Below are 23892 nucleotides of genomic sequence, written 5' to 3'. Positions count from 1 at the left end.
CAATTTTCCCAAGACGGCAGAGATAACTAACCCATCATTTGAATAACGGTTTTATAGTGTCCGCTATGAATTTAGCCATGGGTGGCGGAACAGCATTTCCAATCATCCGATAACTATCGACCGGACGTCCGTCAAAAATAAAGCTATCGGGAAATCCTTGAATCCGAGCAGCCTCGCGTACCGTGAAACTCCGGTGTTCGGAGGGATGAAGAAAATATCGAGGATCTCCAAAACGAGTGTCGACTGTCAAGGACATCGAGTTCCAATCTAGCCTTCTATACTTGCCATTGAATGTATTGGCAAGATCGTAGGCGTCATCTATTTTTCGCATATAACCGCGACGAACTAATCCTTTAACAAGGTTCGTTGCACCCGCGCCAATTTCCCTTTTCAGAGAGGTGATCGAAACAGGGTCGGCGTCGCCTGTGTCACGTATCCGTTCACGCCGCCTCAGTTTCATTGTCACGTGCAGCAGGGCGCGCTCATCGAGCGTCGTGCTACCGAACACCTCAGGGATATCCCATGTATGTATGGACGCTTTCCCGCCGCGAACATTGCAAAGTTTCTGACCTCGTCCTATACGTTTTGCGATTAGATAGTGAGACGAATCGCGGGCAAGTCGTCTCGGGTCATGTTGGGGAAGTCCTTGCATGTTGCTAAGTACATCCCCCAAAGTTTGAGCGTCTGATTCCGGCTCTTTAAAGTCCGGATCAGTTGACCCTGTCCATGCCATCATTATTACGCGCGAACGGAGCTGAGCTAAACCAAGATTGGAAGCATTGAGCTTTAACGTTTTGGTGTGGTAGCCCGCATGCCTAAGCATTTGCTCTAGCTGAAGCCAATACGCCTTATGCTCGCCAGATAGTGCTCCAGCGACGTTCTCTGCAATGAAAACGCGTGGCTTGACCGAGATTGCGAGCCGGCCGGCATGCAAAAGCAAAGAGTTGCGTGGATCATGAAGATCTCGCTTTCCCGCTGTCGAGAAACCCTGACAAGGTGATCCAGCGACAACTATCGCGGGTTTGCCATATTGCAGAAGCTGTTCTTTCGTTATATCGCGCAAATCTGCGACGACTCCAGCATCTCCCAGATTTCTTGTATGTACATCAATAACTTTTTTATCAATGTCGAAAGCTTGTACGCAGTTAAATCCGGATTCTATAAACCCAGAATCTAGGCCGCCACACCCCGAAAATAAGCTAATAAATTTTGGTTTTAGGCTCATCGCGCAATAGAAACTTTGAATTCTGGGTATTGTATTTTCCTATAGAATCTGGAATCTACCAAGCCATTAAAGCTGTTGGCATACACTTAGGTCTTGAGTGTTGGGCCCCCGCGACACTTTGACCTGTCGGGAGCCCGGCCAAAGTGCTGCTGCGCTGCAAAGCTGATGTGGGCGAGCATTGCAATTCCTTACGGTGCGGACCAGATTGGGACAGAGACGCGGGGCGAAGCCAGCATCGCGTGACCATCGCGCAATAGCGTCCGACAGATCGGTTGGCTACTGATGCTACTGTATCTGCTTCGACGCGGTGGCGGGTGGCAACTGGGCTCCAGCGGTGCGAGGGACGCAGGTGCTGCTGTTGGAACGACCGTTGCTGGCGCAAAGCGTATCTTCTTGGAAAACGAATTCCTACTTGAGGTTATTTGGTCGCGCCCAGCGGGACCCTCGTAAGTCCGGCATCGAACGCGTATGCTTCGGATAAGACTAAACAGATGTGGGGAAGCTATGCCGCCTGACAAATTGGGACGCTTCATGCGCAGCCAAGAGTTCCTGGATCGCGCAAACGAAGCCATCGCGCGCGCCGTAAGTGATTTGCATTTGAAAGGGATTCGAACCTCCTATCTGGATCGCGAGGCCGGTCGAGTCGTTGATGTCGCTCCCGACCGGCCAAAGACAGCAGATTCCTGAGTTTTTCGATTTGCTGGGAATCCGTTTCAGTTGGCTAGAGGCGAAACAGGCGTGCGAGCCGTCCTTTTTTCGGCTGCAGCGCGCGCGTCTCCGATACGATCGGGGTCGTATCTGATTCTGCAGTCGTGGCGTGCAGAGGGCGTTCACCAGACACCACGAGTTGCAGTGTTTCGGCGGAGTAGTCGAATTTCTTGCCACCTGCGACCCACATGTCGATGGGAGGCCACGCGCCAGTCACAAAGTAGTATGCGAGTTTGCGCGGATCGTACCAATGGTCGCTCGCGAATTTGACCAACTCCCAGTAACGCGTGCTCTCGTAGGGGGTACCAACGTTGTCAGTTCTGCGGCAACGCCACACAGCATCCTCTCCGGCGTAACCTGCGTCGCAGTCAATACGGTACGTGAACGAGCCTGTCCCTGGATCGTATGCGATACGCTCTTTGATGTCCGCGAGGGGGCGAATGTTGCGCCGGTCCTTTACCCCTTTGATCTTCGCCGTCGCAGTGACGGTGAACAATTTCTCTCGCATCATGTTGTACTTAACCTGTTCGAAGTGCTGCGATTCTAGTTGTTCGGCTCATTCCGACTCACAAGATACTAACGAATCTGCCTGAGGCGGATCAAATCTTGAAAAGCACCGCCGCATCTATTTCCGCTGCGACGCCTTCCTCCAATTGCAGGCCCAAAACATCCATTATGCGGTCAGCGATATCATCCTTAAAGTTTCGATCGCCTCGAAAATTGAGCCGTCGATTCGCGGCTCCTGCTATTACGTCTGCAAGCTGTATAAGAGCGCTTTCTTTTGACGACACCGCGTTGAAGCGCTCGTCAAGTGTTACTCCATCGAGATGGGCACGTTCGACCCCTTCTGCTACCGTATTCCGAATCTCTGATAATACGATTCGGTCAATCGATTGTTCCTCGTCCACCGTCACCCCAACGTGGCGCGGTACCCCAACCCGCCCGCTCTCGATCTCGTGACGCAGACCACGCACCAGCATCATCTCGTGCAGCCGCTGCACGATTTCTTCAATGGAGCGTCGGGTGTTGCGCTTGGGCATCGCCATCAATTTAAAGCTCAGATATTCCCGGTTCGCAGCCACAATATTCAGGTACTCATCCACAGCGTGCAAATCTCCACGGCCAAACGCGGAAAAGTGCATTTCACGCTTCGCAAATTTCGAACCAGCCTGCCAATCTTTGATGGCCTTAGTCACGTCATAGACGGCACGCCCATTCAATACCCAAACTGAACCAATGATCACGTGCTCCTCGTTCTTGCCAGTCTCGTCCGAGAAGACTTGCAGCGTTTGCCTTGGCGCGTCATCACCTAATACCGCCTCACGCATGTCGTCTTCGCGGTTCTTGCGACGCCGTCGTATCTGGTCTTCGGCTTGAAACAACTCATATTCGTTTTGAATCTTCGCCCGCGCCCGAACAAGAAACGGAACCCGATCGAGTTTAAAAAAATCTGCTGGTTTGATTCCTTCTGGGTTGTACAGTTCGGGCTGGAATGTCTCCCAGTATTTCAGAGATAGCGTGACGTCACTATTGCGAGCAGCGGGATGCAAATTAAGGATATGCGCGACTCGCGTCTGCTGATTTGAAAAATCACCACCGGCAAGTGATGCAATCAAACTCTCTTTCGCTTTAAGCCGAGCGGCGGCTCGTTTGACTTCGAGATCGACGGCGGCTTCTCCCTCCGGCGCGTCGGCAGGTCGATAAGCGTTTTCTGCGTTTTGGTCTTCCATTGATGGCCTCTCGTCTTTATTTATACAACGCTATGCATTGCCCGTCTCTGCGCCACTCCAAGAGGCACCCTCTCGTCGTTTTTATATTGATTGTGCGCTCACTTTCGCGACTTCAGTGTTCGTCTGATGCGTATTGCATGACGCAAAGTGCACGACAAAACTACGGTGCAGGAGTGATATACCACACGGGCGGCACCGTTACCGGCGGCGGCCTTGGCCGGCCGCACGCTGCCTTCACGACCGGCGCAACGCGGGCCGCTCTCACACTCCGGCAAATCCAACGATTCCCGTCAAAGTCCGCCGCGTCTAGTTTATTCGGTTCCACGTCGTCTGGCGCGTGATCGAACTTGTTGGCAAGTTCTTGATTTATGAGGACGCCCAGTCCAACAGTTTCCGCTCCCCTGCAGAATGCCCTAGATGCGCTCCGAGCGTGTCCCGTTTGCAATTTTGCATCTTAACGAGGTCGGCTTGAAGCGGAGACGCCATGATTGTCTAGAATCGCCTGAATCGCGGTAGCGAAAGAAGGGGGGAATAGCTTGTCGCCATGATCGTTCTGCACGCTGCCGTCTATGGCCACTTGCAAGCCTTGCTGCGCAAGGCGAGTTTTATCGAGGCCTTTTCGCAGAGCGTTGAGCAGGCGCGGAGATAGCGCTGCGGGGGCGTTTTCATTCGTCAGGCTCGGTCGTTGCGTCTCCGCCGCTACTGGGATCTCTGCCTTAGGTAATGCGGTTCCCACCTGAAATGTCTTGAAGGCGGCGTGTAGGTTGTCATTGACCACCTTCAGTCGCTTAGCTTCATCGAGTGCCACCCGGAGGATCGATCGAATACTGGGATCGGTAACCAGTGCTAGGGCCTGCTCCACGTTAGATTTGGTTTTGGCCACGTATCGAGTTGCACCACTGACCGCGTTCGCGTACGCGGTGATAATTTCCCGATAGTGAGCGCCTTGGGTATTTCGAAGACTCTGCGTCTTTGGTCCGTCGAGCTTTTCTAGGCGTCGCCCCACTTCAGCAAGAGAGTAGTCTCTGCCGCCCTCGTCCTGAATCATCTTGAGCACCTCCCATAACTTATCGAGGTTCTCAACTTTGGACGATTTGGTTGTCATGTTTCTGTGCATCTGATAAAGCTGTCGGGCATCTCGCAAAATGTCGAGGGTCGTTGAGGCATATTGCTTGGTCATGATTGTTCCAATACATGCGGAGATCTGGCCGAAGCCAAGGTCTTGGGCTCTAGGCGCTCTAGTTCGCCCATAAAGGCTTTGTCCAGCCCGAGCGCTTGCAGCGTGGTACGGCCGTCGACTAGTGCGTGTACTGTGCTTAGGTCCAAACGGGCATATAGAAATCCGGCCATGGCGTTGGCCACATGAAGGGTGGCTTCGTCATCGAGCAAAGAGAGGCGCGGTTCATGCCCGGAATTGCGAAGCATTCGGTCAAACAGTCTCGCTCGTTCAAGATTCGGGCGCTGCCAGTTGATATGCAAGCCGTCGAATAGCGTTGCACTTGTGCAGATGCGATTGAGCTGATCGAATTCGTGGCTTTCAGACAGGACGGCTTCCAGCTGTCCGGTGCCGCCCGCCGCAACGAGCGAGAGACCATCGCCAAGGTACCTGGAAGCGATGTGAAGACATTGTTCGGTGAGGGCATACGCTGACTGAAGGCTCAAAGCAATACCGTCCACCTCTGCTGTCGCTGATTCGAAAGCAGTTTCAGCAAGTTCCAAATCTCGCTGCTGATGGAAAGGCCTCTTCTCCCCCAGAACAGCTGCGTGGACGTCGACTAATGTGTCGAAATTCACTTGAGCTTTCTCGAACGTGAAGGAGGCTTTCTTTAGCCGATATGCCAAATCATTTACATGCGCCTCCAACCCAAAGAGGAAGGCTGGACCGGTCATAAAAAACCGGCAACGTGTGCAATTCGTAGCGCCGCCTGGTACAGCTTGATAGCGAGTGACGCCGACGGCGGGGTCTGTGACCGCCAAGCCTTCATGACAGCGTTTGGCCGCGACAGGACAGATTCCGTGGTCCATGACCAGCATCCCCACACCAGTTCCGCTTGCTGTCGCGTCCAGTGCGGAGGGATGCCGAAAGGCAACAGCGTGCTCCAGTTCCTGCCGACTGGCTCGCTTAATGAAGCCAGCCATTTCCGCCTGTGACTTACGTTGACGTTCCAGTAACGCCTCGTCCATACGCAAGCTCAAAGTCTCCGCATTGATCTTTGTGTAGTAGAGAGTCATCAGAACAGTGGCGTGGCCGACGATCTTCATTAAGTATTCCGGCGGAACGCCTTCTTCGTACATGGCGGTAATGATGGAGACCCGCAGGCTATGCAGATCGAAGGTCGCGGATGTGGGCTGCCCCGTATGGTCCCGGGCCAGAATCAACTTAATAGCGTCGCCATTGCTGAGATTTTCGCCCCCCTCCGCTAGGCGATGCTCCATTTCGTCCATTAGCTTCAGCCACAGATTGCGCACACGCGTATCGGTTATAGGCAGGTCCGGACGAGTCTTGTTGGCTGGGTCACGAAACAGGAAGAAGTTGGACCCCATCTTGGCAAGATCGTCGGCATGCTTGATCTTCTTTAATTCAACGATGTCAGACCACGCGGTAGGTCCTTTTACCGGATTGTACTTCTCCTGCCAGTTGCGCAGGTCCTTCAGGAGTTTTAACGCGTCCTTCTTCTCCCAAGGCATGAGATAGCCCTTCACAACGCTCTCAATGTCCGCGGTCTTGTTGGTATTGAAATAGAACACTGCGCCGTCAGTGCCATCCCTGCGCTTATACTTTCGGAACACGCCACGTTCAATTGGTTTTCCGGCAACCGGTGGTCGATGAACGCCTTGGTTAATTTCCCACAGATCGTCGCATTCGTAGCGAAAGGTATCTCCTTCTCCACTATCGAGCATGCGTACCTGGTAGGTTCGGGCGGGCAACAGGAGTTTGATCAGGATGGCGTACGCCCTCACTGGGCTCCACACCGTGTCGAATTCGCCGGTTTCCGGATTTAGCCATCGGAAAGCATCGTTGATACGCCCAGCTTCTTTGGCCCAAGCGAAGTCGTTCTCCGTCAGAATGTGAGCTGCAAGGCAAATCATTCGAGTCGGCATGGCCTCCCTATGGGTTTCGCCTTTATTCACGTTCTTGTAGCTTGGCTTCGGAAGTGGATTTACAAAACCCGGCATCAAGATGGGAACTTCATTGTCGTTCGGCTGGGCGCAGACCTTGAAGAGCACTTCGTTCAGGAATTCGTGGATAACTGCCATGACTTGACGGCCCTTGTTCCCAGGCGTGACGAACAGCGCCTCCGGCCGTCGCCGGACGTCAAAATACTCGGCCGGATTGCGCGGCAATTCCGGATGATCAAGGTAATGCTTTAGAAAGTTGTTGAGAGAAGACTTCCGTTTTCGGAAGTTTGTTGGATTGGTTTCTAGATGCTCAATGGCTAACCGCGCCCAGCTAGCCATTGCGGGGTCATTCGAGACCAGCCAGGCGAAATTCTCGTCTCGCGCTAGATGACCCATCTTGGACTTGAAAAAGCCGAAGTCTTCGGGAGCCCAGCTAATGGCTTGCTGATGGTGTTCTTCTCGCAAGACATTCAACACACCTTGAATTCCAGTGGAACGCAGTTTGCCGCGCCGAGTACGGTCCTCTATAAGATAAAACGTTTTCGGGGTAATGTCGCCAATTTCCATGATGCCGGCCCGCGACAAGATGTGGTCCAAGATGAATCGGAAGTTGGCTGCGTCGTCTGTGCCGCCTCTGTTCAGATACGAGCGAATCCGCGTCAGATAGGACAAGGGTTGTTCGGTGAATCCTGGGTTGGCCAGCATTAGCGCAGGATTGGAAAACGGAACTTGTTCTTTCGCGGGCCAGGCGATAGCGCCACAAGACCAAAGTTGCAGGAGCAGCACGACCAGCAGTTGCTGGAAAATATGCACTGAACTGGTAGTCAACCGATCGCGATACTGGATAACAAGGACGGCGTGCAACGCCTCGGCTACGTCCTCACGAGACCGGCATTCAGCCAATACCGCCACCGCCGCACGCAGTCGTGGCGGAGGACGCCTTTCGGGAGGAGCCGCCTCGATCTTTCTCAGCCAGCCAGTCGCAATCGTTGCCACGTCTGCAAAACTGATGACGGGCGATACGAGATACTGGTCAAGCGCATCGTTTATATATATGGTTCGGCCGGTCAGTTCGCTGGTCGCGACGGAATACTGGTCGAGCTGGCAAATCAGAGTCATTCGGCTTCCTTAAATTCAGGCAACGTCGAAATTGACACCTTGTCAATTGCGTCAACCACCCTCGCGAGACCTAGCTGGCGATAGACCTCTTGGCTTTTGGAGTTAAGGTGGTGCATCGCGACTTGCCCTTCCTTGTCGCCTAAGCCGAGTTCATTAAGCCACTGACCGTAACGGTGTCGGAGTCCGTGGCTTGACGTACCAGCCCATTTAGCAGGTGTTAGCCCAATACGACGTACGGCGGACCTGAACGAATCGTCAAAGCCCTCTACGCCCAAGGGCTGGCCGTGCTTGGTGACGAATGCCCAAGGAACGTGCGGAGTGACGGGCCGAACATACTGAATATAAAACCGCCATAGTGTCAGGAAAATCCGTCCGGCATTCCTATCAACCCAGATGACCTGGAAAGCTTTGCGTTCTCGGTGTGTCAGCAGACATCCTTTCCATCCAGCATGCCGACGGCCAGTTTCCCGAGTCAACGGTTTTCGGCCTCCGCAAAAGCGTTGCAAAAAGTCGGCGCGGACGATCTTTCGGCGGTTTCCGGTGAATGGGTCAGTGTATTCGGCCATGCCATCGCTAGGGTCGTGGATCAAAACAAGCGCCATGTCTGGATGGTCCGGATCTACGAATACATCGTCAGCCCACAGGTGGAGGGGCTCCGAGGCGCGGCAACCACCGTAGGCACACAGCAGCGTAATGAGGATGTCTCGCAAGTTGTATTTCACCCATGGTCGTGGGTCGCCTTCGTTACCGGGATTGGCAAATCCATTCCATAGCAAATCATTCAGACGGTCGGCTGGAAAAGCCTTGGCTTCTTCCAGCATCCCATTCCGCGTCCTAGGCAAGCCAGCCTGGCGCACTGCGAAAACACTTTCGGCAACTCGGCGATGACTCTTCGTGTGCGCCAAGAGAGAGCCGCTCTTCTGTTTATTCCATTTGCGCCAGAAAATAAGTTGGTCAGCGGCCGATGCTTGATGATGAATTGGGTTCAGCATCGTGGCGCTATGACGGCGGCTTAACCAGTCGCTCAACTCCAAAAGTGCGTTTATTAGCCGTTTAAGATTTTGATGACTGGTCGGCGTCCAGTTCAGCCCGTGGACGTCCAGGCAATTTTGGTATGTGCCAAAGCGTAAGTCATGGACAAATGCCGTGTAGAGCAGGCTACGTTTCGATGTCTCCTCGAACTCATCCGCCCGCACCGAGAGCCATTCGATGAACCGCCCCGCTGCTTGGGCGTAGCTGCGCTCGGAGGAAAGAGAAACGCACTTTTCTCGGAAAAATTCGAGAAGTGGTTCAAACGGCACCGAGCCAACGAGAAGCAAGATGGTCGGTGTGTCTGCACGGATATTGTCCCGGACGAGAACAGATTCCGTATAAATCATTGGGATGATGAACCCTCGATTTTCAGGAGCGGCCGACCGAACCGGCCACCGGCAGATCGTCCAAAAAGTGCAGGCCGGTGGCGCTCACGAACGTTGCGTAGTCCAAAGGCCGTTCGATTCCAGTTTGAGCATTGGGAAGAACATAAGCCCACGCGCGCCGTGAAGACTCGTCATATACCAGCTTGAACAATCGGGTGGGCACCCACACCTTGTTTTTTCCAATTGTCGAGTAGCCCTGATCAAAGAGCGGGCCGGTAAAAACGAAGACGTTTCCTTTCGCTCGTCGGGCAAACTTCCGGACGTCGCCTTCGATTTTGTTCCAGACCTTTCTGTTATTTGTTGGGTCTTGGGGCACCATGTTCGAAAGCGCGAATGACTGAGCCATTGCCTTCTGATTTGGTGCGTCTGCGGCTGGCGCCTGATGCCCTCGGTCCAATGACGGGTGCTGGCCCCGGTAGTCACTCAGTTCCGCGCGACCGCCTTGGGGAATGCGCGGGTCAGGATAGAACTGATTGGTCCGTTCTTCACTCTTGGCATCCTGAAGCTGGGCCGCTGTCAGCCGCTCGACAACCACCAGCGGCGTTTTGCTGGTTTTCGAGTACACCACTGCAAAGTTGTCCGAACACAGCGCCAATGGTTTCATATATGCCGCCACCTGACCAATGTCTAGTGGCTTTCGCGCCGGGAATTGTTCGATACAAGCTTCGAATGAAAGCTGCTTTTGCGACAACGAATATAGAGCCAGCGCTTCATTCCGTCCGAGGGGGTTAGCGCGGTGCTCTTGCCTGTCATGCGGTATAGCGAGCTTTACGAAGTCCCGCAGGCCGCGACTTTCAGTGACCCCGATCGAGAGCAGCAAGAAGGCTGTCAGGCACGCCGCTATTTTGCGTACGGTCATAACTTCCCAATTTGGACTATTGGGGACCGAGTATAGGGTGTCGAGTATAAATACTCAAATGCAAACAGTGCTATACCGCGTTGAGTATATTTTTAACCGGGTATACCATGTGACCGCGATCGAAGCCGCTGCGTTTATAGTCCGCGAGCGTCGCGCCTTCGCCTTCCGGCAGACGCGCGTCTTCGAAGAACTTGTTGGTGCGCACCATGTCTTTGGCCGCTTCGATGTGATCGCGCGTGAGATGCTCGGCCGACCACAGCGGTCCATGCGTGAGACCCGAGTGCAAGACCGCGAAATCGCTATAGCAGAGCAGGCGCGTTTTCGGCGCCATCTTCTGATTGGTCAGAATTGGCCATTGCGCGTTCGGTGTGAAGTCGGAGCAGGAGGGCGCTGCGCTGGCGTGAGCGGCGAGCGCGAGCAGCAGGCAGGAAAACCACTTCTTCATGAGTAGGCGGGACGAGGGCAGGGCGCAAAAGTATAGCGTCGCGCGGGAGATCGTCGGGAAATAACGATGCGCTGCAGCAGACCAGTCGCACGCAAAAAAACGGGCCGCTTTGCAGCGACCCTAATGCGTGGAGTTCGTACTGTAGGCGGGCAAACTTAAGTCAGGCTTAAATGAGGTTCAGGCGAGATCCAGCGCCCCCGTCAAATCCCCCAATGGCGCGAGGCCGTTCTGCGCAAACGCGCGATCGCGCTGAACCACGCCATCCAGCGGCGCCAATCCATGCACGCGGCTGATCAGCCGGAGAATCGAATTCGTGTCGTACACCGTGTGGTCGACGTAACCCTTCTTCGCCAGCGGTGAGATGACCAGCGCGGGAATGCGCGACCCCGGGCCCCAGCGATCGCCCTTCGGCGGCGCGACCGGGTCCCACCAGCCGCCGTTCTCGTCGTGCGTGACGATCACTACGGTATTGGCCCACTGCGGCCCGCGCTGCAGATGTTCGATGATCGTGGTGATGTGACGGTCGCCCGACTCCACGTCGGCATAGCCCGCATGCATGTTCAAGTCGCCCTGCGGTTTATAGAACGTCACGGCGGGCAAGCGCCCCGCGTCGATATCCGCGATCAGGCGATTGGTCGACGCGTCGTTGCCAAGCCCCGCATCGCGCAGATACTTGCGGCGTGCAGCCGTGCCCGGCGCGTAACTGGCAAAGTAGTTGAACGGTTGATGGTGGTACTGAAAATCGGGCACCGCGCCCGTGTCCTGATGATCGAGCGCGTATTGCCACGCGCCGCTGTACCACGCCCAGTCGATTCCCTTGTCCGTCAGCCGGTCGCCGATCGTCGCGTAATGCTGCGGCGGCAGCACGCGCGGATTGGCGGGGTCGGCGAATGCAGGGTTGCCGTTTTCGGCCGGCCGCACATTGCTCGGCTGATACGGCGGCGCAATCGTGTTGACCGCGTAGCCGTCGGCGGTGAACGCGCCGTCGTTGACGAAAACCGGGGGCCCGTCGAGCGCGGAGGCGGGCGAGTCCGCCGCCAGCTTCAGCCGCGTGCCGGCCGGGTCGTCGCCTTCCACCACCGAGGCCAGCTTTTTCGCGGGACTGTTGTGAATGTCCGGGTAGAACGGCGCCTGCGCGGAGATCAGAAAAATGTGGTTCATCCACGAGCCGCCGAACGCGGCCATGAAGAAGTTATCGCATAGCGTGTATTGCTGCGCGAGACCCCAGAGGCGCAGCGTGTCCGCCGAATTGCGATAGTGGCCCATCACGAGCCCGCCGGAATCGCCCCATGCGGCGAACTGGTTGTTGCGTCCGGCGTTGATCTGCATCTGGTTCTGATAGAAGCGATGCACGAGGTCTCGCGTGATCACGCCGCTGGGTAAAGGCGCGCCTTGCGCATCGGTCAGATGGAACGGCCCGTTACGCAGACCGACGATATGTTTCTCGTCGATCATGTAGCGCTTGCCGTCCACTTCCTGCGCTTGCGGCACGAGGCCGCCCCAGATCGCGGGCAGGCGCGGCAGCGGCGTTTTGCCGTCGCGATCGAGTTGCAGAGAGCGCTCGGCACTCACGCTGTCGAGCGGATGCTGGACGCCGGGGAAGTTGCCGTACAGATTCGCGAAGCTGCGGTTTTCCGCGTAGATCACGACGATCTGTTTGACCTGATCGCGCAGCGCGGCATCGAGCCGCAAGTCGGCCGCGCTGCGATTGGCTGTGTCGCCCGACGTGCCTGACTCGGTCTTGCAACCGCTCAGTGCCAGGCCGATGCCGACCGCGGCGAGTCCGGTGAGTACGCGGCGGCGCTCGGGGTCGTCTGGGGCGCTGCCGGCCGTTGGTTCGGAGTCAGGTGGGAGCTTGGCGTCGTGGTCTGTCATCGGTGGGCCTCGAGTGGGCTTCGGGTGGGCAGCGTCGGGAAGGCGAGAGAGGTGGCTCAGGTTGAAGCACGTCGCGTGACGTCACGATTTCACGTCAGCCGGCGCTTCACGCGCCAGCTATGGTGCGTTGCGTCGACTGCGAGCAGCAGCCAGTGTCGGGCGTCGATGGGATGGCGTTTCTGCGTGGCATAACCGTCTACGGCCAGCTCGATTTCGTCGAACGTGCGTCGATGGCAGGTGGCGTGCGCGCCTGAGCCGTCGGCGAATTCGACCCGCGCGGCCGCACCGCGGGTCGGTTCGGGAAGATGCGCAATGCTTACGGCACAACCCGGATAAAGGTGCGAGTCGGCAACCTGAATCTGAATGGAATCGGACATGATGTAAGCCTCCGCACGCCAGGCGTTGCCAACGCACGAAGCCTGAGTCTCGCGCGCCGGACCGGTTCAAAGCATAGCACCGCGTTTGCTGGCGGCGGCACGCCGGAGGGCATGGCTCACCACATATGCCGTGCCGCCCGCGCGAAGAGGGGCGAGTGCTTCGCGCTATCATGCTGGTCCGTACCCGACGAACAGCAGACACGGCAGCCAAGATGGCAAAAGAAGAGCAGACAGGAGCGGTACGCAAGGCAGCGACGCCACGCGCTGCGGCGTCCCGACAGGACGTTGTCGATGCACCCGATCCAGCAGACTCCACCGATGAAGAAAACACGGGCGGTCCCACCTATCTGGTGCCGGGTCTGGAGCGCGGCCTGCGCATCCTCGCCGAATTCAGCGCGCGCGAACCTGTTCTGGGTGCGCCCGAGTTGTCCAGGCGCATCGGCATTCCCCGCACCACCACGTTCCGTCTGTTGCAAACGCTCGAGTCCCTGGGGTTTCTGGAGCGAGTGAACGGCGACCGCCATTTCCGGCTGAGCATTGCCGTGTTGCGGCTTGGTTTCGAATATCTGAGTTCGCTGGAACTCACCGATGTCGGCACGCCGCTGCTCGAACGTTTGCGCGATGCGACCGGCTTCAGCACGCATCTGCTGATTCGCGATCGACGCGACGTGGTGTTCGTCGCGAAGGCGCAGACTCACGAGCCGATGTTCAGCTCGGTGAAGGTGCACGTCGGCACGCGTTTGCCCGCGCATGCGACCGTGCACGGCCAGGTGTTGATGGGCGATATGAGTTTCGACGAGTTGCGCGCGTTGTATCCCGAGTCGCCGCTCGAGCGTTACACCGAGCGCACACCGACCACGGTCGAAGAGTTGTACGAACGCGTGCGTGAAAGCGCGACACTCGGCTATGCGTTGAGCGAAGCGTCCTTCGAGCGCGGCATTTCCGTGGTGAGCGCGCCGGTGCGCGATCAGAGCGGCAAGATCGTCGCCGCGTTGACGGTCACCATTCCGCGCTCGGATATCGGCGAAGCCGATGAGCGCGAGCCGCTGGTCATTGCGGTATGCCAGGCGGCGCTCGAATTGTCCGAGCGCCTCAGCTATCGACCGCGGCCGGACGATCCGACCGCGATTCAGGCGCGCCGCTCACAGGGTTGAAGCCCTAAGTTCGAAACATCAGAACGAGTGGTGGATGCCGCTCAACAGGATCGTCTGATTGCGGCCGCTCGACACGCCAGCCGTAAAGAACGCGGCATCGGTGTTCGAGCCCGCGCGCTCGTAGAGCGCGTTCACGTACACCTGCGTCGACTTCGATAGCGCGTAGATATCGCCGATTTCGAACTGCGTCCAGCGATGACCCGCCAGGGTCGTCGTCGCGGCGCCGCCGGCAATGCTGTTGAACGGCGTGAACTGATAATTCGCGCCCGCATCGTAGCTCTGGTACGTATCCGAATGGCCGGCCGACTCCAGCTTCACACGCGTGTACAGGCCATGCACCAGCAGCTTGCCGAACTGGTAAGACGCGCCCGCACCCATGTTTTCCACCTTGTCCGCCGTGTAGCTGGCGGCCGCGATACCCTGGAAGTTGGTGATGCCGGTCGTGATAATCGACGGCGTGCGGTTGTGCTCGTTCGCGTAGGTCGCGCCGGCCTTGAATGGGCCGTTCGCATAGGTCAACGCGAAGCTCAACGTCTTGCCGGTCGAGAAGTTGGTCGTGTTGCCCAACCCCATCATTGCGCCCACGGTAAAGCCGTTGAAACTCGTTGAACGAAACTTCACCGAATTGTCGAACGGCACGACACCGGTATCGGCGAGTTCGTCGAGATTGCCCGGGTGAAACGCATACCAGCTTGCCGCCAGATAAGCCGTGCTCAACGGACCCAGCACGTCGAAGCTGAACGGCGTCTGATGGCCGAGCGTGACCGTGCCGACCTTATCCGAGCTCAAACCCACGAAAGCCTGGCGGTTGAACAGCGTGCCGGACTTGGCCATCGCGCCCGTCGTCGTGTAGAAGCCATTTTCCAGCTGGAATACGGTTTTCAGACCGCCGCCCAGGTCTTCGACGCCCTTCAGGCCCCAGCGGTCCGGCTGCATGTTGCCTTGTTCCTCGATCCACTTCGAATGACCGCTCGCATTGCTGATGTACGCAACGCCGGCATCCAGGCTGCCGTATAGCGTCACGCTGCTTTGCGCCCACGCGCCTGTCGTTGCGCAGATTGCCGTCAAGCCGGCCGCAATGATGTGCTTCACCGTTGATTCTCCCGATCCCGCGACGAGTGGCATGCGCCGATATCGCCGACGTCGATCCATGCTTTAGTTGAATGCAGCGTTGGGTTTATGCGCCAAAACTGCTACGATTTGTTCCACCTATGGGCGTGTGTATCGCCTATGGAAAAGTATAGGCACGCTGAAATTGGTCAAAATAAAAATCAGAGGTCCGTACAAACCCCATGGCGACGGTTTCCAGGCAAGCTAAAAGCGCGTTAGAACCAAGCCCAGCAAGCTTGTGGACGCACTTCGCCTGCGTACTCCGCCACTGCCGCCCCCGTGTTGTAGAAACCACACACAGTGTTTTCCCTCACTCCCGCAGATTTTTATTTTTTTCCTGCACCACCCAATCCTATAATTATCCATACACGAACTGATGTTCCTTATATGGAACACAGAGCTACAGGAAAGAGGTGAGAAATGACTGAACAGTGGCGCTGCGCCGGCCATACCGGCGAACTGTCCGAAGACGCGCCGATCGAGTTCAAGCTCGACGGCACCGAAATCGGCATCTACAAGGTGGGCGATGCGCTCTATGCGCTCGAGAACGTCTGCCCCCACGCGTACGCATTGCTGACGCAGGGCTTTATCGACGGCGACACCGTCGAATGCCCGCTACACGAAGCCGTGTTTCATATTCCGACCGGCAAATGCCTGAAAGAGCCCGGTGGCCGCGACCTCAAGATGTATTCGGTGCGCCTGGCCGGTGAAGAAATCCAGATCAAGGTGGAATGACATGGCCGAACACATCGTGAACTTCAATCCCTTCCTGAAGCCCTGGCTCGCACCGCAGCCGAACAACGTCGCCGGCAAGGGCGTGATCGAGAAGCCGGGCGAAAGCGGCAACTTCATCTGGCAAAACCGCAAGGCCGAGCCGACTCAATACGAAAACGACTTCGGCGATGCGCTCGAAAAAGTGTTCGAAGCCGGCGCGCTGGAATTGCAGGAAGTCGCCGACGGTTTGAACCACGTGGGCTTCCGGACGCCGGATGGCAGCGCGTGGGACGCCGAGCGTCTCGCCGTCGAATTCCGTCTGCTCGCCGACTGAGCGCGCTTTCCCGATCGACGTATTCCGATCTACGTATCCCGCTTTCGTCTCTGGAGTCTTTTCATGACGTCCCCTAATACAACGACTCAAGGCGCCGCCGATCCGATCCAGGCGTATCTGGATCGCGGCCTGCGCAATTACTGGTATCCCGTGGCACCGAGCTGGCAGGTCGGCGATGCGCCGGTCGGCGTCACGCGTTTGGGCGAGCAGATCGTGCTGTGGCGCGACAAGGAAGGCCAGGTGCGCGCGCTCGAAGACCGTTGCCCGCATCGCGGCGCGCGTCTGTCGCTCGGCTGGAATCTCGGCGGCAGCGTCGCGTGCTGGTATCACGGTATCGAGGTGGATGGCGGCGGGACGGTCACGCGAGTGCCGGCGGTGTCGAACTGCCCGCTGGAAGGTCAGAAGTGCGTGAAGTCGTATCCGGTCGAAGAGCATGCTGGCGCGATCTTTCTGTGGTTCGGCGACGAAGCCCACAAGGAACCGGCGCCGCTCGTGCTGCCGGACGAGCTGGTCGGCGCCGAGTACGCGAACTTCCTGTGCATGTCGAACTGGAAGTGCAATTACCAGTATGCGATCGACAACGTGATGGACCCGATGCACGGCGCGTATCTGCACGCGACATCGCACTCGATGGCCGAAGGCGACAAGCAGGCCGACATGCGCGTGCGCAAGACGGACACCGGGTTGATGTTCGAAAAGGTCGGCCAGCGCGATGTGAATTTCGACTGGGTCGAACTCGGTGAAACCGGCGCGCTGTGGATGCGCCTCGCGATTCCGTACAAAAAGAAGTTCGGCCCGGGCGGCAGCTTCGGCATCGTCGGCTTCGCGGTGCCGGTCGACGAAAAGAATTGCCAGGTGTACTTCTGGCGCACGCGCAAGGTCTCGGGCTGGCAGCGCGATGCATGGCGCTTCCTGTATCGCAACCGTCTTGAAGGTCTGCACTGGGCCGTGCTCGAGCAAGACCGCTACGTGCTCGAAAGCATGGCGCCGGATGCACGCGAACACGAATTCCTCTATCAGCACGACGTCGGCATGACGCGCGTGCGCCGCATGTTCCGTCAGCGCGCGCAACAGCACTTTGCCGAACTGGATGCGCATCGCGCGAAAGCGGCAGAGGCTGCAGCAGCGCAAGCTCAATCTCCGGCTCAAGCGCAAGCGCCGCAAGTCGCCGAAGCAGGCCACAGCCATGCATAACGAAGCCGCTGCCGCACTCCAAGGCCGGCGCGTTCTCGTGACGGGCGGCGCGCGCGGACTCGGCGCGGCGTTCGTGCGCTCGCTGGTGCAAGCCGGCGCGCAGGTCGTGTTCGGCGACGTGCTGCATGCGGAAGGCGAGGCGCTCGCCGCTTCGCTCGCGCAGCAAGGTCACGCGGTCACGTACCTGCCGCTCGATCTCGCCGATCCCACGAGCATCCAGCAGTTCGCGAAGCAGGCAGCGGAGCGGCTCGGCGGACTGGACGCGCTGATCAACAACGCGGCCATCACCAACTCCGGCGGCAAGTTCGCCGACGAACTGTCGGTCGACACGTGGGACGCGGTGATGAACGTCAACGTGCGCGGCACATGGTTGATGAGTACCGCAGCGCTGCCGTATCTGCGTGAATCGGGGCGCGGCAGCATCGTCAATATCGCGTCGGACACGGCGATGTGGGGCGCGCCGAAACTGCTCGCGTACGTGGCCAGCAAAGGCGCGGTGATTGCCATGACGCGTTCGCTCGCACGCGAATTCGGCGCGCATCAGGTGACCGTCAACGCCATCGCGCCAGGTCTCACCGAAGTGGAAGCGACGGCTTACGTGCCGGCCGAGCGTCATCAGTATTACCTGCAAGGCCGCGCGCTGACGCGCGCTCAGGTGCCCGACGACGTCACCGGGCCGGTGTTGTTCCTGTTGTCCGACGCCGCGCGCTTCGTGACTGGCCAGTTGCTGCCGGTCAACGGCGGCTTCGTGATGAATTGATCTTGTCGAATCGAAAGGAGAAAGAGATGGCGGACGCCGATATCGAACGCAAATCGTGGGAACAACCCGCGGACGCGAGCTTTGAACAATGGCTGGACAGCCGCGTGGCACGTCTGGAAACGCGTCGTTACGACTGGGACGCGCTGAAGTTCCAGGCCGACTACGACCCGAAGTATCGCCGCGCGCAAATGCGCTACGTAGGCACCGGCGGCACGGGTGTCGCGAAGGACATGAACACGGTCCCGGCCGGCGGCTTCACGTTCTCGACGATGGTGATTCCGGCCGGCAACATCGGCCCGAGCCATATTCATCGGGATGTCGAAGAAATTTTCTTCGTGCTGCGCGGCAAGATGAAAGTGATCTGCGAGAAAGACGGCGAGACGTGGGAAGCCGTGCTCGGCGAACGCGATCTGATCTCGGTGCCACCGGGCGTGTACCGCACGGAAGTGAACATCGGCGAAGAAGACGCTTTGATGTGCGTGATGCTCGGTTCGGCGAAGCCGGTTACACCGACTTATCCGCCGGATTCGCCGCTGGCTTCGCTCAAGCGCTGAGCCCCGGCCACAGCCACAGCCACACCCTTAGCCCCGAAACGTAAAACACCCGCGAAGGAAACCATGTCCGCCGTCCCGTCCGCCAGCATCGCCGATCAGAACGCTTCGCTCGAAACGCGCCTCGCGCGCTTTCCCGCGCAGCAGGTCGGGCTGGCTTCGCAACGTGTGCTGAGCTATCGGGAAGCGCACGGCGCCGACAGCGCGGCGTTGCCGCTGGTGCTGCTGCACGGTATCGGCTCGGGCGCGGCTTCGTGGGTGCAGCAGTTCGAGGTGCTGGGCGCGGCGCGTCGTGTGATGGCCTGGGATGCGCCGGGTTATGGCGTGTCGACACCCGTCGCGCCCGAATCTCCCGCCGCCGCCGATTACGCAACGGTGCTCGAAGCGTGGCTCGACGCACTTGGTATCGAGCGTTGCGTGCTGCTCGGCCATTCGCTCGGCGCGATTATCGCGGGAGCGTTTGCCACGAGCTGGCCGCAGCGCGTGGCCGGACTGCTTCTGCTATCGCCCGCCGGCGGTTATGGCGAGGCATCCGCGGAAGTGCGCGAGACGAAGCGCGATCAACGTCTCGCGATGCTGAACGAACTGGGACCGCAAGGTCTCGCTGAAAAACGCAGCGCCAACATGGTGTCCGCGCACGCGAGCGACGAAGCCCGCGCATGGGTGCGCTGGAACATGGCGCGGGTCGTTCCGCAAGGCTACGCGCAGGCGACGCATCTGCTCGCCAACGCCGATCTCGCGAGCGACCTCGCGCGCCTGGATGGCCGGCTTGCACAACCGCTGGTGCAAAAGCTCGCCCTCGCGGTCGGCGCGGAAGACACCATCACACCGCCCGCAGCCTGCGAGCTACTCGCGCGGGCCGCCGGTACATCACTGCAGGTCGTACCACGCGCGGGGCATGCCGGTTATATCGAAGCCCCCGCGGCGTACACCGCGATCATCGACACGTTCTGCCGCGATTGCGACGGACAACGGAGCCAATGAATGACGCCCGACACGACTAACGCCGAGCGCGACGCGGACGAAGACCGCAACGACACGAGCAACGACACGAGCAACGACAGCGGCGGCGATACCGCCTACCGCGTGCCCGGACTCGAACGCGGCCTGAAAATCCTCACGGAGTTTTCGCCACGCGAGCCGGTGCTCGGTGCACCGGAACTGTCTCGACGGTTGAAGATCCCGCGCACGACGGTCTTCCGTCTGTTGCAAACACTCGAGTCGCTCGGCTTCCTCGAGCGCGCCGATAAAGACCGCAATTACCGGCTCGGCGTCGCGGTACTGCGGCTCGGTTTCGAATACCTGAGCTCGCTCGAACTGACCGACCTCGGCCTGCCGATCATCGAAGCCTTGCGCGACGAGACCGGCCTGACCAGCCACATCGTGATTCGCGATGGACGTGACGTGGTTTTCGTCGCGAAGGCGCAAAGTCATGCGCCGATTTTCAGCTCGGTCAAAGTCAACGTCGGCACACGCCTGCCCGCTTATGCGACCACCCACGGTCAGGTGCTGATGGGCGACATGACGCTCGACGATCTGAAAAAGCTGTACCCCGAGCCGGAACTGGAACGCTTCACGAAGCAGACCCCGTCGACACTCGACGATCTGTACGAGCGGATTCGCGACGACGCGCAGCGCGGATTCGCGATTAGCGAGTCGTCGTTCGAGCGCGGCATCTCAGTGGTCAGCGCGCCGGTTCGCAACGACACGGACCGCATCGTCGCGGTCATCACGACGACGATTCCGCGCCACGAGATCGACGCGTCGCTGCTCGACAGCGGCCTGATCGACAAGGTTCGCCGCGCGGCCGACGAACTCTCGCAGCGGCTCAACTATCGGCCGAAAGCCGGCCCGAATGCGGGCAGCCAATACATGAAGGCATTGGGACTCTGATGATTCAAATCGACTTGACCGGACAGGTTGCCGTGGTGACGGGCGGTTCGTCCGGCATCGGCCTCGCGACCGCCGAACTGTTCCTGCAGGCAGGCGCCTCGGTGGCGATCTGCGGGCGCAACGGCGAACGCCTTGCACAAGCGCAAGCGACGCTTGGCGCAAAGTTTCCGCAAGCGCCGCTGCTCGCGCAAACCTGCGACGTGCTGGACGCGCAACAGGTCGCCGCATTCGCCGACGCGGTGCAGCAGCGCTTCGGCCGCACCGACATGCTGGTGAACAATGCCGGCCAGGGCCGCGTCTCCACCTTCTCCGACACCACCGACGAAGCCTGGCGCGAAGAACTGGACCTGAAGTATTTCAGCGTGATCCGCCCGACCCGCGCGTTCCTGCCGATGCTGCGCGACGCAGCCGGCGCGGGAAAGAACGCCGCCGTGGTCTGCGTGAACTCGCTGCTCGCGCAACAACCCGAGCCGCACATGGTCGCGACGTCGTCGGCGCGTGCCGGTGTGTTGAGCCTCACCAAGTCGCTCGCGGTCGAACTCGCGCCGCAGCGCATCCGCGTGAATTCGATTCTGATCGGCATCGTCGAGTCGGGCCAATGGCGCCGCCGTCATGCGAAAGAAGCGCAGCCGGGCCAGAGCTGGGAAGACTGGACGGCGGAGCTGGCGCGCAAGAAAAACATTCCGCTGGGCCGCTTCGGTCGTCCCGAAGAAGCCGCACAGGCGCTTTTTTATCTGGCTACGACGCTGTCGTCCTATACGACGGGCAGTCATATCGATGTTTCTGGAGGCGTTGCACGACATGTCTAACAAAACCACCGTTGGCGAGCTGATCGCCGCTTTTCTCGAACAGTGCGGCGTCAAAACTGCATTCGGCGTGATCTCGATCCACAACATGCCGATCCTCGACGCGATTCATAACCGCGACAAGATCCGCTACGTCGGCGCGCGCGGCGAAGCCGGCGCGGTGAACATGGCCGACGGCCTCGCGCGTGTGTCCGGCGGTCTCGGCGTCGCCTTCACCAGTACCGGCACCGCGGCGGGTAACGCAGCGGGCGCGATGGTCGAAGCACTGACGGCAGGCACCGCGCTGCTGCATATCACCGGTCAGATCGAAACCGAGTATCTGGATCAGGACCTCGCGTATATCCACGAAGCGCCGGATCAACTGTCGATGCTGCACTCGATCTCCAAGGCCGCGTTCCGCGTGCGCTCGGTCGAGACCGCGCTGCCGACGATCCGCGAAGCCGTGCGCATTGCGCAGACCGCGCCGAGCGGTCCGGTCAGCGTCGAGATTCCGATCGACATTCAGGCCGCCGAAATCGAATGGCCCGCCGATCTGGATGCGCCGCACGTCACCACGCTCACGCATTCGAGCCAGCGCGTCGCGCAACTCGCCGAGCAACTGGTGAAGGCGAAGCGTCCGTTGCTGTGGCTGGGTGGCGGCACGCGCCATGCACGTGGCGCGGTCGAGCGTCTGGTCGCGTTGGGCTTCGGCGTCGTGACCAGCGTGCAGGGTCGCGGCGTGTTGCCGGAAGATCACCCGGCCTCGCTCGGCGCGTTCAACGTGCATGCGGCGGTGGAAAGCTTCTACAAGACTTGCGACGCGCTGCTGGTCGTCGGCTCGCGTCTGCGCGGCAATGAAACGTTGAAGTACAAGCTGGCGCTGCCGCAACCGCTGTATCGCATCGACGCCGACGCGCTCGCCGATAACCGCGGCTATCGCAACGAGATGTTCGTGCACGGCGATGCATCGGCAGTGCTGGAAGAACTCGCGACGCTGCTCGAAGGCCGCATCGCGGTGGACGCTTCGTTTGCGCAAGACCTGGCCGCCGCGCGTGAGAGCGCGGTCGCCGACGTCGGCAAGGGTCTCGGCCCGTACAGGCAACTCGTCGACGCGCTGCAAAAAGCGGTGGGCCGCGATTACAACTGGGTGCGCGACGTGACGATCTCGAACAGCACGTGGGGCAACCGCATGCTGCAGATTTTCTCGCCGCGTGCGGGTGTGCACGCGCTGGGCGGCGGTATCGGGCAGGGCATGCAGATGGGTATCGGCGCGGCGCTCGCGGGTAACGCCGCGAAGACCGTGTGCCTGGTCGGCGACGGCGGCCTGATGGTCAACGTCGGCGAACTCGCGACGGCCGTGCAGGAAGACGCCAACGTGATGATCGTGCTGATGAACGACCAGTGCTATGGCGTGATCCGCAATATTCAGGATGCGCAATACGGCGGCCGCCGCTGCTATGTGGACCTGCATCAACCGGATTTCGCGCAGTTCTGCGAGAGCCTGAAGCTCACGCACTACCGCATCAAGTCGCTGGATCAGGCCGAAGACATCATCGGCCAGGGCATGGCGAAGACCGGTCCGGTGCTGGTCGAAGTGGACATGCTGTCGGTCGGCTCGTTCGCGACCGCGTTCGCGGGTCCGCCGGTCAAGGAGAAGGAGCCGGAACATGCGTGAGGCTGACTACGCGGGGCATCACGCACCCGTCGACGTCGCAATGATCGGCTTCGGCGCGATCGGCCAGGCGGTGTATCGCTCGGTCGCCAACGATCCGATGGTGCGTGTGTCGCACGTGATCGTGTCCGAACGCAATCGCGCCGCCGTCCAGGACGTCGTGGGCGAGCACGTCGACGTGGTGACGTCGGTCTCCGCGCTGAGCAGCCAGCCGCATTTCGCGCTGGAGTGCGCCGGGCATAGCGCACTCGTGGACCACGTGGTGCCGTTGCTGAAAGCAGGCACCGACTGCGCGGTGGCGTCGATCGGCGCGCTGTCCGACATGCTGCTGCTCGACGCGCTGTCCGCCGCCGCCGACGAAGGCGACGCTACGCTCACGCTGCTGTCCGGTGCGATCGGCGGGGTGGACGCGTTGTCCGCCGCGAAGCTCGGCGGTCTGGACGAAGTGCTGTACACGGGCCGCAAGCCGCCGAACGGCTGGCTCGGCACGCCCGCCGAACAGGTGTGCAATCTGCACACGCTGACGCACGAACAGGTGATCTTCGAAGGCAGCGCGCGCGAAGCCGCGCGCCTCTATCCAAAGAACGCAAACGTGGCGGCGACCATCGCGCTCGCGGGTCTCGGCCTCGATCAGACCACCGTGCGTCTGATTGCCGACCCGAACGTGACGCGCAACGTGCATCGCGTGGTGGCGCGCGGCGCGTTCGGCGAGATGTCGCTGGAAATGTGCGGCAAGCCTTTGCCGGACAACCCGAAGACTTCCGCGCTGACCGCTTATAGCGCGATGCGTGCGCTGCGCAATCGCGCGGCGCGCTGCGTGATTTAAGAACCGGCTCACCCGCCGACTAG

21 protein-coding genes and 1 pseudogene are annotated in these 23892 nt (G+C 59.4%); 11 read left to right on the top strand and 11 right to left on the bottom strand.

From position 1 onward, the window contains the following. Positions 1-34: 34 nt before the first annotated feature. From FQ746_RS27795 to FQ746_RS27750, 10 genes and pseudogenes are all read right to left on the bottom strand, one after another. Entirely contained in the window at positions 35-1225 is a 1191-nt protein-coding gene (locus FQ746_RS27795; RefSeq protein ID WP_144113002.1) for a DNA cytosine methyltransferase, read from the bottom strand. A 721-nt stretch (positions 1226-1946) separates the two neighbouring features. Then, positions 1947-2444, bottom strand: coding sequence for a hypothetical protein (locus FQ746_RS27790; RefSeq protein ID WP_144113001.1), 498 nt, complete (start codon positions 2442-2444; stop codon positions 1947-1949). Between the two features lie 88 nt (positions 2445-2532). Next, entirely contained in the window at positions 2533-3663 is a 1131-nt protein-coding gene (locus FQ746_RS27785) for a DUF3800 domain-containing protein (RefSeq protein WP_144113000.1), read from the bottom strand. A gap of 454 nt (positions 3664-4117) precedes the next feature. After that, positions 4118-4843: a gamma-mobile-trio protein GmtX gene (gmtX, locus tag FQ746_RS27780; protein ID WP_144112999.1), complete on the bottom strand. Its 726-nt coding sequence runs from the start codon at positions 4841-4843 to the stop codon at positions 4118-4120. Next, positions 4840-7902: a VPA1269 family protein gene (locus FQ746_RS27775; protein WP_260854180.1), complete on the bottom strand. Its 3063-nt coding sequence runs from the start codon at positions 7900-7902 to the stop codon at positions 4840-4842. Before FQ746_RS27775 ends, gmtX begins: the two co-directional genes overlap by 4 nt. After that, positions 7899-9281 carry a gamma-mobile-trio recombinase GmtY gene (gmtY, locus tag FQ746_RS27770; protein WP_144112998.1) on the bottom strand — a complete coding sequence of 461 codons (1383 nt, stop codon included), beginning with the start codon at positions 9279-9281 and terminating at the stop codon, positions 7899-7901. The genes FQ746_RS27775 and gmtY overlap by 4 nt, the downstream gene beginning before the upstream one ends. 22 nt (positions 9282-9303) lie before the next feature. Further along, positions 9304-10179: a DNA/RNA non-specific endonuclease gene (locus tag FQ746_RS27765; RefSeq protein WP_144112997.1), complete on the bottom strand. Its 876-nt coding sequence runs from the start codon at positions 10177-10179 to the stop codon at positions 9304-9306. 106 nt (positions 10180-10285) lie between these two features. Continuing rightward, a pseudogene (locus FQ746_RS27760) lies at positions 10286-10624 on the bottom strand (DNA/RNA non-specific endonuclease); the annotation flags it as partial. Positions 10625-10801: 177 nt separating this feature from the next. Next, positions 10802-12499, bottom strand: a complete 1698-nt coding sequence (locus FQ746_RS27755) for an acid phosphatase (protein WP_144112996.1) — start codon at positions 12497-12499, stop codon at positions 10802-10804. An 89-nt stretch (positions 12500-12588) separates the two neighbouring features. Continuing rightward, complete coding sequence (locus tag FQ746_RS27750) at positions 12589-12876, bottom strand: hypothetical protein (RefSeq protein WP_144112995.1); 288 nt, start codon at positions 12874-12876, stop codon at positions 12589-12591. Positions 12877-13088: 212 nt separating this feature from the next. On the opposite strand from FQ746_RS27750, the gene FQ746_RS27745 reads away from it, so the two are divergent. Continuing rightward, on the top strand, positions 13089-14030 hold the full coding sequence (locus FQ746_RS27745; RefSeq protein WP_144112994.1) for an IclR family transcriptional regulator: 942 nt from the start codon (positions 13089-13091) through the stop codon (positions 14028-14030). 18 nt (positions 14031-14048) lie between these two features. On the opposite strand, the gene FQ746_RS27740 is transcribed toward FQ746_RS27745, so the two are convergent. Continuing rightward, entirely contained in the window at positions 14049-15155 is a 1107-nt protein-coding gene (locus FQ746_RS27740) for a porin (protein WP_409932443.1), read from the bottom strand. 405 nt (positions 15156-15560) lie between these two features. Between FQ746_RS27740 and FQ746_RS27735 the strand changes: the two genes are divergently transcribed. From FQ746_RS27735 to FQ746_RS27690, 10 genes are all read left to right on the top strand, one after another. After that, the gene (locus FQ746_RS27735) at positions 15561-15875 is read left to right on the top strand and encodes a non-heme iron oxygenase ferredoxin subunit (protein ID WP_144112992.1); all 315 of its coding nucleotides are present in this window, start codon (positions 15561-15563) and stop codon (positions 15873-15875) included. Between the two features lies 1 nt (position 15876). After that, positions 15877-16188 (top strand): recombinase-like helix-turn-helix domain-containing protein, encoded by a 312-nt coding sequence (locus FQ746_RS27730; protein WP_144112991.1) that lies wholly within the window; start codon positions 15877-15879, stop codon positions 16186-16188. A 63-nt stretch (positions 16189-16251) separates the two neighbouring features. Further along, on the top strand, positions 16252-17382 hold the full coding sequence (locus FQ746_RS27725; RefSeq protein ID WP_144112990.1) for an aromatic ring-hydroxylating oxygenase subunit alpha: 1131 nt from the start codon (positions 16252-16254) through the stop codon (positions 17380-17382). Then, on the top strand, positions 17375-18142 hold the full coding sequence (locus tag FQ746_RS27720) for an SDR family oxidoreductase (protein WP_144112989.1): 768 nt from the start codon (positions 17375-17377) through the stop codon (positions 18140-18142). Before FQ746_RS27725 ends, FQ746_RS27720 begins: the two co-directional genes overlap by 8 nt. A gap of 26 nt (positions 18143-18168) precedes the next feature. After that, positions 18169-18696 carry a cupin domain-containing protein gene (locus tag FQ746_RS27715; RefSeq protein ID WP_144112988.1) on the top strand — a complete coding sequence of 176 codons (528 nt, stop codon included), beginning with the start codon at positions 18169-18171 and terminating at the stop codon, positions 18694-18696. Between the two features lie 63 nt (positions 18697-18759). Beyond that, complete coding sequence (locus tag FQ746_RS27710) at positions 18760-19677, top strand: alpha/beta fold hydrolase (RefSeq protein ID WP_144112987.1); 918 nt, start codon at positions 18760-18762, stop codon at positions 19675-19677. Next, complete coding sequence (locus tag FQ746_RS27705) at positions 19678-20586, top strand: IclR family transcriptional regulator (RefSeq protein ID WP_144112986.1); 909 nt, start codon at positions 19678-19680, stop codon at positions 20584-20586. After that, positions 20586-21395 carry an SDR family oxidoreductase gene (locus FQ746_RS27700; protein WP_144112985.1) on the top strand — a complete coding sequence of 270 codons (810 nt, stop codon included), beginning with the start codon at positions 20586-20588 and terminating at the stop codon, positions 21393-21395. Before FQ746_RS27705 ends, FQ746_RS27700 begins: the two co-directional genes overlap by 1 nt. Beyond that, positions 21388-23046 carry a thiamine pyrophosphate-binding protein gene (locus tag FQ746_RS27695; RefSeq protein WP_144112984.1) on the top strand — a complete coding sequence of 553 codons (1659 nt, stop codon included), beginning with the start codon at positions 21388-21390 and terminating at the stop codon, positions 23044-23046. Before FQ746_RS27700 ends, FQ746_RS27695 begins: the two co-directional genes overlap by 8 nt. Then, positions 23039-23869 carry an aspartate dehydrogenase gene (locus FQ746_RS27690; protein ID WP_144112983.1) on the top strand — a complete coding sequence of 277 codons (831 nt, stop codon included), beginning with the start codon at positions 23039-23041 and terminating at the stop codon, positions 23867-23869. Before FQ746_RS27695 ends, FQ746_RS27690 begins: the two co-directional genes overlap by 8 nt. The last annotated feature ends 23 nt before the right edge of the window (positions 23870-23892 follow it).

The sequence above is a fragment of the Paraburkholderia sp. BCC1886 genome, assembly GCF_900996245.1.
Lineage (GTDB): Bacteria > Pseudomonadota > Gammaproteobacteria > Burkholderiales > Burkholderiaceae > Paraburkholderia.
This window is presented reverse-complemented; position numbering and strand designations above follow the sequence as displayed.

What these genes read in the sequence shown, in the direction of transcription:
- FQ746_RS27795 (WP_144113002.1), bottom strand. Translation starts at nt 1,225, where the DNA reads ATGAGCCTAAAACCAAAATTTATTAGCTTATTTTCGGGGTGTGGCGGC.
- FQ746_RS27790 (WP_144113001.1), bottom strand. Translation starts at nt 2,444, where the DNA reads ATGATGCGAGAGAAATTGTTCACCGTCACTGCGACGGCGAAGATCAAA.
- FQ746_RS27785 (WP_144113000.1), bottom strand. Translation starts at nt 3,663, where the DNA reads ATGGAAGACCAAAACGCAGAAAACGCTTATCGACCTGCCGACGCGCCG.
- gmtX (WP_144112999.1), bottom strand. Translation starts at nt 4,843, where the DNA reads ATGACCAAGCAATATGCCTCAACGACCCTCGACATTTTGCGAGATGCC.
- FQ746_RS27775 (WP_260854180.1), bottom strand. Translation starts at nt 7,902, where the DNA reads ATGACTCTGATTTGCCAGCTCGACCAGTATTCCGTCGCGACCAGCGAA.
- gmtY (WP_144112998.1), bottom strand. Translation starts at nt 9,281, where the DNA reads ATGATTTATACGGAATCTGTTCTCGTCCGGGACAATATCCGTGCAGAC.
- FQ746_RS27765 (WP_144112997.1), bottom strand. Translation starts at nt 10,179, where the DNA reads ATGACCGTACGCAAAATAGCGGCGTGCCTGACAGCCTTCTTGCTGCTC.
- FQ746_RS27755 (WP_144112996.1), bottom strand. Translation starts at nt 12,499, where the DNA reads ATGACAGACCACGACGCCAAGCTCCCACCTGACTCCGAACCAACGGCC.
- FQ746_RS27750 (WP_144112995.1), bottom strand. Translation starts at nt 12,876, where the DNA reads ATGTCCGATTCCATTCAGATTCAGGTTGCCGACTCGCACCTTTATCCG.
- FQ746_RS27745 (WP_144112994.1), top strand. Translation starts at nt 13,089, where the DNA reads ATGGCAAAAGAAGAGCAGACAGGAGCGGTACGCAAGGCAGCGACGCCA.
- FQ746_RS27740 (WP_409932443.1), bottom strand. Translation starts at nt 15,155, where the DNA reads ATGCCACTCGTCGCGGGATCGGGAGAATCAACGGTGAAGCACATCATT.
- FQ746_RS27735 (WP_144112992.1), top strand. Translation starts at nt 15,561, where the DNA reads ATGACTGAACAGTGGCGCTGCGCCGGCCATACCGGCGAACTGTCCGAA.
- FQ746_RS27730 (WP_144112991.1), top strand. Translation starts at nt 15,877, where the DNA reads ATGGCCGAACACATCGTGAACTTCAATCCCTTCCTGAAGCCCTGGCTC.
- FQ746_RS27725 (WP_144112990.1), top strand. Translation starts at nt 16,252, where the DNA reads ATGACGTCCCCTAATACAACGACTCAAGGCGCCGCCGATCCGATCCAG.
- FQ746_RS27720 (WP_144112989.1), top strand. Translation starts at nt 17,375, where the DNA reads ATGCATAACGAAGCCGCTGCCGCACTCCAAGGCCGGCGCGTTCTCGTG.
- FQ746_RS27715 (WP_144112988.1), top strand. Translation starts at nt 18,169, where the DNA reads ATGGCGGACGCCGATATCGAACGCAAATCGTGGGAACAACCCGCGGAC.
- FQ746_RS27710 (WP_144112987.1), top strand. Translation starts at nt 18,760, where the DNA reads ATGTCCGCCGTCCCGTCCGCCAGCATCGCCGATCAGAACGCTTCGCTC.
- FQ746_RS27705 (WP_144112986.1), top strand. Translation starts at nt 19,678, where the DNA reads ATGACGCCCGACACGACTAACGCCGAGCGCGACGCGGACGAAGACCGC.
- FQ746_RS27700 (WP_144112985.1), top strand. Translation starts at nt 20,586, where the DNA reads ATGATTCAAATCGACTTGACCGGACAGGTTGCCGTGGTGACGGGCGGT.
- FQ746_RS27695 (WP_144112984.1), top strand. Translation starts at nt 21,388, where the DNA reads ATGTCTAACAAAACCACCGTTGGCGAGCTGATCGCCGCTTTTCTCGAA.
- FQ746_RS27690 (WP_144112983.1), top strand. Translation starts at nt 23,039, where the DNA reads ATGCGTGAGGCTGACTACGCGGGGCATCACGCACCCGTCGACGTCGCA.